Origin of the sequence: Mesorhizobium sp. LSJC280B00, assembly GCF_000502835.1 — a bacterium.
GTDB lineage: Bacteria > Pseudomonadota > Alphaproteobacteria > Rhizobiales > Rhizobiaceae > Mesorhizobium.
Window position 1 is genome coordinate 1 of sequence record NZ_AYVL01000070.1, and the last position, 8,228, is coordinate 8,228.

General features: G+C 55.8%; 5 protein-coding genes and 2 pseudogenes. 2 read left to right on the forward strand and 5 right to left on the reverse strand.

All coding sequences use genetic code 11. The features are described 5' to 3' along the window. Positions 1–65: 65 nt before the first annotated feature. The 4 genes and pseudogenes from X773_RS72775 to X773_RS72785 form a co-directional block, all read right to left on the reverse strand. A pseudogene (locus X773_RS72775) lies at positions 66–268 on the reverse strand (transposase); the annotation flags it as partial. A 225-nt stretch (positions 269–493) separates the two neighbouring features. After that, positions 494–714: pseudogene (locus X773_RS75955) on the reverse strand (IS6 family transposase); the annotation flags it as partial. A 242-nt stretch (positions 715–956) separates the two neighbouring features. Then, entirely contained in the window at positions 957–1,451 is a 495-nt protein-coding gene (locus tag X773_RS72780) for a hypothetical protein (RefSeq protein ID WP_023680791.1), read from the reverse strand. A 13-nt stretch (positions 1,452–1,464) separates the two neighbouring features. Then, the gene (locus X773_RS72785; protein ID WP_023680792.1) at positions 1,465–2,907 is read right to left on the reverse strand and encodes a GMC family oxidoreductase; all 1,443 of its coding nucleotides are present in this window, start codon (positions 2,905–2,907) and stop codon (positions 1,465–1,467) included. A 215-nt stretch (positions 2,908–3,122) separates the two neighbouring features. Here X773_RS72785 and X773_RS72790 point away from each other — a divergent pair, with 215 nt between their 5' ends. After that, positions 3,123–3,464 carry a hypothetical protein gene (locus tag X773_RS72790; RefSeq protein WP_156937509.1) on the forward strand — a complete coding sequence of 114 codons (342 nt, stop codon included), beginning with the start codon at positions 3,123–3,125 and terminating at the stop codon, positions 3,462–3,464. A gap of 142 nt (positions 3,465–3,606) precedes the next feature. Here X773_RS72790 and X773_RS72795 read toward each other — a convergent pair whose 3' ends face one another. Continuing rightward, complete coding sequence (locus X773_RS72795) at positions 3,607–6,210, reverse strand: HAD family hydrolase (protein WP_023680794.1); 2,604 nt, start codon at positions 6,208–6,210, stop codon at positions 3,607–3,609. 1,404 nt (positions 6,211–7,614) lie between these two features. Here X773_RS72795 and X773_RS72800 point away from each other — a divergent pair. After that, positions 7,615–8,064 (forward strand): hypothetical protein, encoded by a 450-nt coding sequence (locus X773_RS72800; RefSeq protein WP_023680795.1) that lies wholly within the window; start codon positions 7,615–7,617, stop codon positions 8,062–8,064. Positions 8,065–8,228: the final 164 nt, after the last annotated feature.

Genomic DNA, 8,228 nt, shown 5'->3' on the forward strand with positions numbered 1-8,228 from the left:
CGATATCGACGCCCTCATGCCATGGAATTACCAGCGCTGAACGGCCTCAGCTGCCCGCTTACGGTGTTCTCGGCCTCAAGCTCTTTCAGCCGCTTCACCTGGTCGTGCCTTTCAGGCCACCATATTCCTGGCGCCACCGGTAGTAGGTAACTTCCGTCACGCCTATCGACCGAACCGCTTCCGCGACCGTACGCCCCTGCGATGTCAGCACGTCAACCTGACGCAGCTTCGCAACAATCTCTTCTGCTGTGTGCCGTTTCCTGGCCATCTCTGCACTCCTCAACCGGCTCAAAGCCGTACCTAATTGAGGACCACTTCAATGGGGCAGACCAATCGCCGGGACCCCGCATAACCAGGCCTGTGCCTATTTCGACTATAACGATCCCAGAAGTGATCTCGACCGGGCTCCGGAACCGGCGAAGCCTCGGGAGCCATCTTCGGCTCCGTCGTAATCGCCAGTGGCACAAAGGCGGGTTCGACAGGCCCGTTACATCCACTGACCGCGGACCTTGATGTAGTTCTCGTCGACATGCCATTTGCCGGATGCCATTTGCCGGTCATGCTGTCATGCTGTCATGCTACGCTTGCGCCGATTGAACCGCTCGAGAAACAAGCCATCATCTCCTCAAGATCACGCAGGCTCAGATTGTAGGCCAGGTACCAGCGCACGCAAAGCAGGATCGCGGACTGGTCGAACTGACGACCTTTGAAAATTGCAACCTTCCGAAAATGATCGAAGGCTGTTTGCCACAGCGCTGGTAATCAAAAGGTTATAACAGATCGCAATTTCCTGGGGCACAAATTTTGGGCGAGGGGCTACTTCGTTTCGACCGTCGAGCGGGACGAGGAGATGTTCCGCGCCTACACAGAAACCAGGAATTGGCCGACAAGCAGTTGGACCAGATGCAACTGAGATTCGAATCCTCCTAACCTCCAATCATCTGTCCTAGAATCCTTTATAACCGCCTATGGCAGTTCCCCTTCAAACCCCCAGCTCTGCTGGGGTTATTGGCTGTTTCGATAATCGCAAACGGGTTGGCGCATGGTTCCGGGCCCGTGAAACGGATCGGATCGCCTGGTGATTGACGCCAGGGATAGTCGGTCAAAAGGTAGAAGTCCGCGAGCAGCCAGCGCTCGAAATGCTCCAGCTGCTGCGCACGGTCGCCGGGTAGGATGGGACGGGCGGCGGATGCAAGCCTGAGCTTCTCCAGAAGCGCGGAAACGTCCGCTAAGTTTTCGGTCGGAAAGGTGGTCGGACGCTGGGCGCGGAACTCCTGGGTGAACGACCGGAGTTCGTTCTCAGCCATGTTCAGGGGTCCAAGATGGCGCTCAAGTACCATGCGGACCAGGTCCTCGTGGGCGAAGGAGCGCAGCGAAGCGTATGCGAGAGCGATAGAGGCCACACCGCCTCCCAAAAGCCCAAGCACTACGCGTCTCGAAATCGTGATCATGCCGGATCCCTCCTTACGCGATGCGGCTCGCTGCCCTGAGAGAGAGGGCGGCAGCAGTCAGGCTGGGATTGGCGCACGAACAACTCGGATAGGTGCTGCTACCCACGACGACGAGATTCCTCAGTTTATGGTGGATCATGTTCCGGTCGACGACAGAATCCGTGACATCCCTGCCCATTCGCAGCGTCCCTTGAACATGCGATTCGGTTTTCGATTGCCCTCGGTCGAATATCTCCTGCACCGGCAATGGCCGAAGCAGCTCACCGAGCCGCTGCTTGGCCTGCGCCATGCCCTCCACGGCATAATCGGAAGGCCCCGCGTAAACGACGTGGGCGTTCTCGTTCTCGTCGAGCGTGACATGGTTCTCCGGCTTGAGGAGGTCTTCAGTCACGACTCTCAGCGGCAGGGTCTGCCGGAGCCGTCCCGGTTCGGGACGCATCCCGTACGACCACTGGTTCTCGAAATAGACAAGTGCGGCGGCGTAGTCCGACCGGTGTGGTCCGTCGTACAGGCCGAAATTCAGCCCGGTTGTGATCGTCGAGCCGTCGAAATTGTCGATCCCGTCGAGATAGGCCTCGAAATTCCAACCAAAGCCTTCGTGCAATCCACGTCCTACCCACTCGCCGTCGAGATCCGATCGCAGCACTATCGCCGGACTCTGAATGGCGTTCGCCCCCAGGACGAACAGATCCGCCGTGACCTGGAACTCCTTGTCCTCATTCACGAATGTAACCGACTGAACAGATCCGCCGGCGTACTCCAGCCGGCGCACCTCTGAATTAAGGCACACCGCAACATCGGGAGGTTCGAACAGATGCATGAAGCCGTTATTGGCGGTGAATTTCGCGTCGACTGGACACAGCCAGCACCGGAAGGAGGCGCAGCAGGCGGGGCGCTGTTCCGTCGCGATGCGTGCGCGCGCAGCCGGCATAACGAAATGCTGGCCGGGCTGCGCCGCTTTCATCATCCGGTCCGGCGCCGACATGCGATGAGGCGGCTGAGGGAAAGGCCTGGAACGCGGCATGACCGCGGCCATGTCGGGATCGCCAGAAATCGACATAATCGCCTCGGCCGTGCAGTAAAAAGGCTCCAGATCGTCATAGCTGACCGGCCAATCGAGACCGATGCCGTACAGGCTTTTCAGCCTGAAATCATTTGGATGAAAGCGCGGCGTCTGCGCAAACCAGCAGTTCGTTCCGCCCCCCAGGCCGATGGTGTAGACCCACGGCTTGCTGGAGTTGCTGGAATAGGTACGGTCAACCTGGACGTTGCTGTTTGAGCCGTGCTCAAGTTGCCAATCATGGGTGTTGTGGCGCCCCCATTCGAGGACGAGAACGCGCGCTTTTCTTCTCCTGGAGAACTCGTGCAAGAAGAAGACTGAACCGAAGCCGGAGCCGATCACGACTAGATCATAGTGCTCGCCGGCGACCTGTTGGGCTCGGATGTCAACTATCATTTATGGCCTCTTCGGCCGCTGACCCCTGCAGCTGACGCCGATGACGGTGCGATCGGGCTACCTGCAGGTCAGCGAGACAATTTCAATGTTCCATCGCACTGTTACGCACCGCAAAATGAGTTTGCCACTACCACGTTGGGTAGTTAGGCAACACTTCTTGCCGCGACCTCTCCAGTCTTCATCGCGGGCAGGTCGCAGCGCTCCCGCCGAAGGCAATGCCACCTTACGCCTATCGACCAGCGGTCAAGCCGGAGATGCGAGCCGTTGTCGAGCGCTGGCTTGCGGTTCGTCGCCTGACGCTGCGTCCCAACACCATCTATCATCGCGAGCTCTCACTGCGTCGCTTCCTTGAGTACCTCGCGGCGGCCGCGCCGGCGATCGTAGCTTCGCCGCGCGCCTTCTTCATACGCATCCGGGACAAGCGCGGCAAACACGTTGCTGCAGTCGCAACGGCACGCAAGCTGGCAGTCATCGGCTTCAGTACCCGGACATCGACGACGAGCGACGATGCACCGTGCCGCATCGAGGGCGTGAGTAATTACCTCATGGCAGCCTAGGATCAAAACCACCCATCAGTCGCATCGGCTTAGATCGGGACAACCTATTGAGGCTCCACAGCTAGCTATCCTCCCAATCCCTCGATCCCGTGAACCACCGCTGCGCAGGCGGCATGAATTTTCCTCCCTTAGTGCGAGGGACCTAACTCGGCGGCGGATCAGATGCCCTCGAAACCAATGGGCGAAAGATCATATGATAGTAACGAGGCGTTGTGAACTGTTGCAAACCAACGGGACGGATTGTCGCGACACTTGCTTGTGACAGGCACCGGTACATTTCTCCCTCGTGTTTGATTTCTTCCAGATCGAGACAGCTCGACATGTTCTTACACACGCTTCCTTCTTTATCTAATACTCGTATATCTTCGATTTGCAACCATTCGTAGTGCTCCCCCAGGAGCATTTTGACGCTGGTGCCACTTACATATGGCAGCATAATAGAGAAATAACCGTCATGCAGATGCTGTGCTCTAAGCAAGACGACCTTGGACTCGTGTGTGTCCCCAATCGCGACTTTCAGAGGTGAGAAACGCACGTTCATATCTTCTGGGTTTAGGTCAAGTTGAAATCTTCTTTGCACCAGACGGCTGAATGTGAAGTCAAGCCCCAAGCTGCGCGTTTCATATGCACCCAGCCGATAAGGTGAGGGCAGGCACCTCGCATTCTTCCAAGCACTTTCCAGATGATAGATCGTCTTCTTGCGATCTGGTCCCATTAGATCGTCGTACTCGAAGTCCTTGAAAAATTCCAACTCCGCTTCAATCGGCATATGGGCATGACGGAATAGAGCTGCATGGGCCGCCGCCTGCAAAATAGAATACTCGTGCGTCACGCCAGCCTTGGTAAAAAACGTCCTCGCATCATTGATGAAGCGTACGCATTCATCTTGCACATTGGCAACCTTCTCGTACTGCTTGTCACTAAGTATAATCTCCCCAAGAACTGGCTCGCCGTCCACATCATAGTCCACAACAGCGCCTTCCTTGATAGCGCAGCATTGCTCAAATAGATCGTAATTCCACCAGGGCGACGTAAAGAGCGCTTTGCTGTTCGCCGCACGGTAAGGTTCGTCGGCGGCGACCACATAGCGGCCCAATATGTCGACTTTCATTTCTTCCTTGAAGGTGCGAACCAAATATTGGTGCGTATTGCCGTGATATCCTGTGTCTGCCAAGATAATCGTATCGCCTTCCTCCAACTCCAATTCTTTTGACATATAGCGCATCATGCGGCCACGCAAAGCAAAGGAGTTCTTTAATATCAACTCCAACACATCGTCGTCGTGCAGCAACTGATAGAACGTCTTTTTTGGATCGTCAGATTGATGTGCAATTCGTATCAACAATTCCGTCACTTCAGGCGGGAGCAAAAGCTGTTTTGCAGTGGAATGAAGATCGTCAAATTCGGGATTGATCCCGCTGATGTAATAATCGACGTCGGCACGGGTTCTGAAAGAGGCGGCAACAGCAACGAACCTGCGGATTCGTACCAGCTTCCCGACGGGCTGACCCGCATATGCTTCACAAGCGGCTGAAAGAAGATAAGCGTCACGCAAGAGAAAGAAGACTCTTACTCGCTTGCCTTGCTGCTGCAGCGCCTCCACCTCGTCCATAAGAAAACGGGCATAGGCGTATAGCACCGGGCCAAACGACATGTAGCCGATCACTGTCTCAGGCGCGTACGGCTGAAGGTTTGCTACAGAAAAAATTGGGCGAAATGGACTGTAACAGGGAAGAACAACTGCCTCCGGGGCTGCCTGTTCGAGTACAATCAACGAAGATGCCGCGTGCTGTAGGCGCAAGAAGTCTGCGACCTCTCGATCAAACGGCAGGAAATGTAGCGCACGTACGCCCAATTTCCGCGGCGCTTGCGCATCGGATACCTCATTATCCCCGATGTGAAGTAGTTGCGATGCAGGCACGCCACACTCTTTGATTACAATCTCAAAAAGGGCATGGCTCTTGGATGTCCCATAATCGACAGAGCAGTAAATCTTACTGATTGCCTGCATAACGTCTGCAGGCAAATGCCTAGCCAAGAGGCGCCTTAACTCGTCTTCGCGCAAATACGTATCGCTCACGACGACAATTTTGATACCACGGGTGTGCGCCAGCCTGATCAGTTCTACAAACGGTGAGAATGCAAAGCAAACATTCATTTCGGTCCGGATTTCCGCCTCGGCCAATAGCTCCCGTTCCTCACCAGAAAGCGATGTAAAAGGCCGATAAATATCACCGATATCGATCTCCCTGGATCCGTTCTCTAGAGGCTTCGCTCGATAGGCACGCGCAGCAGCGCTAATGCGTTGGTGAGGAGTTATTCCTACCCTTCGCGCGACGGGATTATCGGCCAGCACGGCGAAAACGTCTCTAGGTGTCGCGGTATTGCGCCATAGCAACGTATCGAAACAGTCAAGTGAGAGTACCTTTACGGAATCCTCAAATTCGTCCAAAATATTTTGGATATCGTGGACCTTTATTTGTGCCTTATGGTGAGTATCAGGTATGTCGCTCCTCCAGTGCAGGCGATCCTCCGGTTTTTGCCATTTGGTGATCTTTTCTGTTAGACCGCCCCCGTCTGGAAACATTGCATCAGGGGGACCGATAGACTGATAGATGTCGTCTCCGGGAAGACGTGGCACGGAGTCAGTATCAAACATATCGTCAATACGTAACTTTCCGGAAGGCTGCTGATCAATATCGGCCTGCTTTATCTTGGTGGCCAAGCGCTCCAGTATAAGCTGCATATTGTTTCTCCTTCGCGCAAGCGCAATCGTTATGGCTGAGAACTTCTCACTTGTCGTCCACTCTTAGGTCCTAGGCCCTCCGCATCGCCAAATTGACGAGGTCAGCGGCAACCGCTTTCGCTACGGAGCTTCCAAGGAGCCGGCAACTAAAATAGAGATGTCCTGAACTGGTTGAGGGACTTGGGTTCGAACGAGGGTCTACCGAGCAAAGCTTCGCTGTCCTACTGCCAGACGATCCCTATCTCATCGTTTACCACTGCTCTTTCAGAAACAAAATGCGGATAACGCCAAAATACATCCGACCATCGGGTGACCCTCTGTGTCTTACCAAACCGTTGGCCGAAGAATATCATTTATAGAGTTTCCGTCAACGTAGCGACGGGAGTGCGACATTGTGTGGTAAGTAGTTGATTATGTTGAGAACAACTGCGTGTGTACGCACAGGAGCTTTGTGATGCTTTGATGAAGAAGTGTTAAAGGTGAACAGGTTAGTGTTAGCAGAAGGGCCATCTGGCGCGGCATGAGGTAATTGGCGAGAGATGCACCGCTGGCGCCATCGTGCGGCAGGGCAACCAGCACCGAGGCTGTCACGTTGTCTGCGTATGAACGCGCTCCAGCGGTGTGCGCTGCTGTGTAGAGCGCAGTCACGGGCTTCCGCTCCGCCATTGCGTTCAGATGGGTAAAGATGGATTGCAAACGCGGAGTGTCTTGAGCGAGGTGGAACGAAAAGGTTGTGCAGGGCGGAGAAGATCGAGACGAAGCGCTGAAGGGTTTCCGGTGATCGGAAGCCCCGCATCGTCCATTCGCAACGGCACATGGAAATTGTCAGCGGGGTTGTTCAATCCGTTGTGCGGCCAGTGCTCCACTTTCCGGCATCAACTGCCGCTTGCCGCCTCATAGGAGTGCCCTTCTGGGTGATCATGGGCTTCGGCGTACCACTGTCCTGCAGGCTGCGTTTGCATCCTGGCCCTGCACGGACAAATCGGTAGCCTTCGTCATTCTTGCGCCCCTTGACCGTGTTCACGGGACAGAGTTTTGCGCAGGTCCTCGAAACCACCGAGGCGTTTCATCGCCAGGCAGCAGAATCTCGTCTAGAACCAGGTTCCAGTTCGCTTTCGAGATCAGCTCTCCGTCAATCGATGCGTCCAGCACTGCGCATAAGTAGGCGTTACGCGCAATAGCAGGAGTCCGCATGGCAAAGGAATTGCAGACGATCGAGGAGGCCGTTCGCCGCCGCGAAGGCGAGGCCTCCAGCACAGCAGATTGTCGATTGGCTGCAAGAGCCGCCAACGCGCCGCATCCTGCAATACCGCCTCAATACCTCCTCGATCACCGCCGCCTCGTCATGGGAGGCGAAGGCCGCTGGGCGCGCTATCGTCTGCCGCAAGCGCAGGCCACCGTGGTATGGCCGCCGGACGCGCCGAGGCATGGGCGGAAGCCGAAGCCGTCCCGCCGCTCTCCGAGCCCGGCGCCGAGATTCAGGCTTATGTCCGCAAGCCGATCGGCTACAATCGCGCGTTCCTCGAATCGTATCGCCCCAATGAGAGCTTCTATCTCACGGCGGCGGAGCGGGCGCATCTGCGTGAGGTCACGAAGACTGAATTATTATGCACCCCCTTTTTCAAACGGCAGAAAACAGCGATTCCTGATTGTCCTCTTTGGTGCGACACGGGTTTTGCGCGCCAGTTCGGCCTTGATCCGCTCATCTTCGAGGTCGCTGTCGCGAATTTGATAGGGAGCGCAACGCATGACCTGCTCGGCGGGCAATATGCCGCCCCTGATGAAGCGGCGAATCTTAACGCGTGCGAGACGGCCGCGAATCCACGAGACTGCAGCATCAAACGTTCGATCTGATGGAGCCATCACCGGCCAGCCCACCTGTGCATCATCTCACCCAATTTCGCCAGATAAGTTTCGCTCTGAGTGGTCCGCGGGAACGAGAAGTTAAGCGCAACGAAGCACGACATGCCCGTGTTGCCGACGATTATCTCCCCGTGTGCTACGATGCATCCTCGCTT

Bases quoted from the DNA above. Each gene is read 5' to 3' on its own strand.
- X773_RS72795 (WP_023680794.1), bottom strand. From the start codon at position 6,210: ATGCAGCTTATACTGGAGCGCTTGGCCACCAAGATAAAGCAGGCCGAT.
- X773_RS72800 (WP_023680795.1), top strand. From the start codon at position 7,615: ATGGCCGCCGGACGCGCCGAGGCATGGGCGGAAGCCGAAGCCGTCCCG.
- X773_RS72790 (WP_156937509.1), top strand. From the start codon at position 3,123: ATGCCACCTTACGCCTATCGACCAGCGGTCAAGCCGGAGATGCGAGCC.
- X773_RS72785 (WP_023680792.1), bottom strand. From the start codon at position 2,907: ATGATAGTTGACATCCGAGCCCAACAGGTCGCCGGCGAGCACTATGAT.
- X773_RS72780 (WP_023680791.1), bottom strand. From the start codon at position 1,451: ATGATCACGATTTCGAGACGCGTAGTGCTTGGGCTTTTGGGAGGCGGT.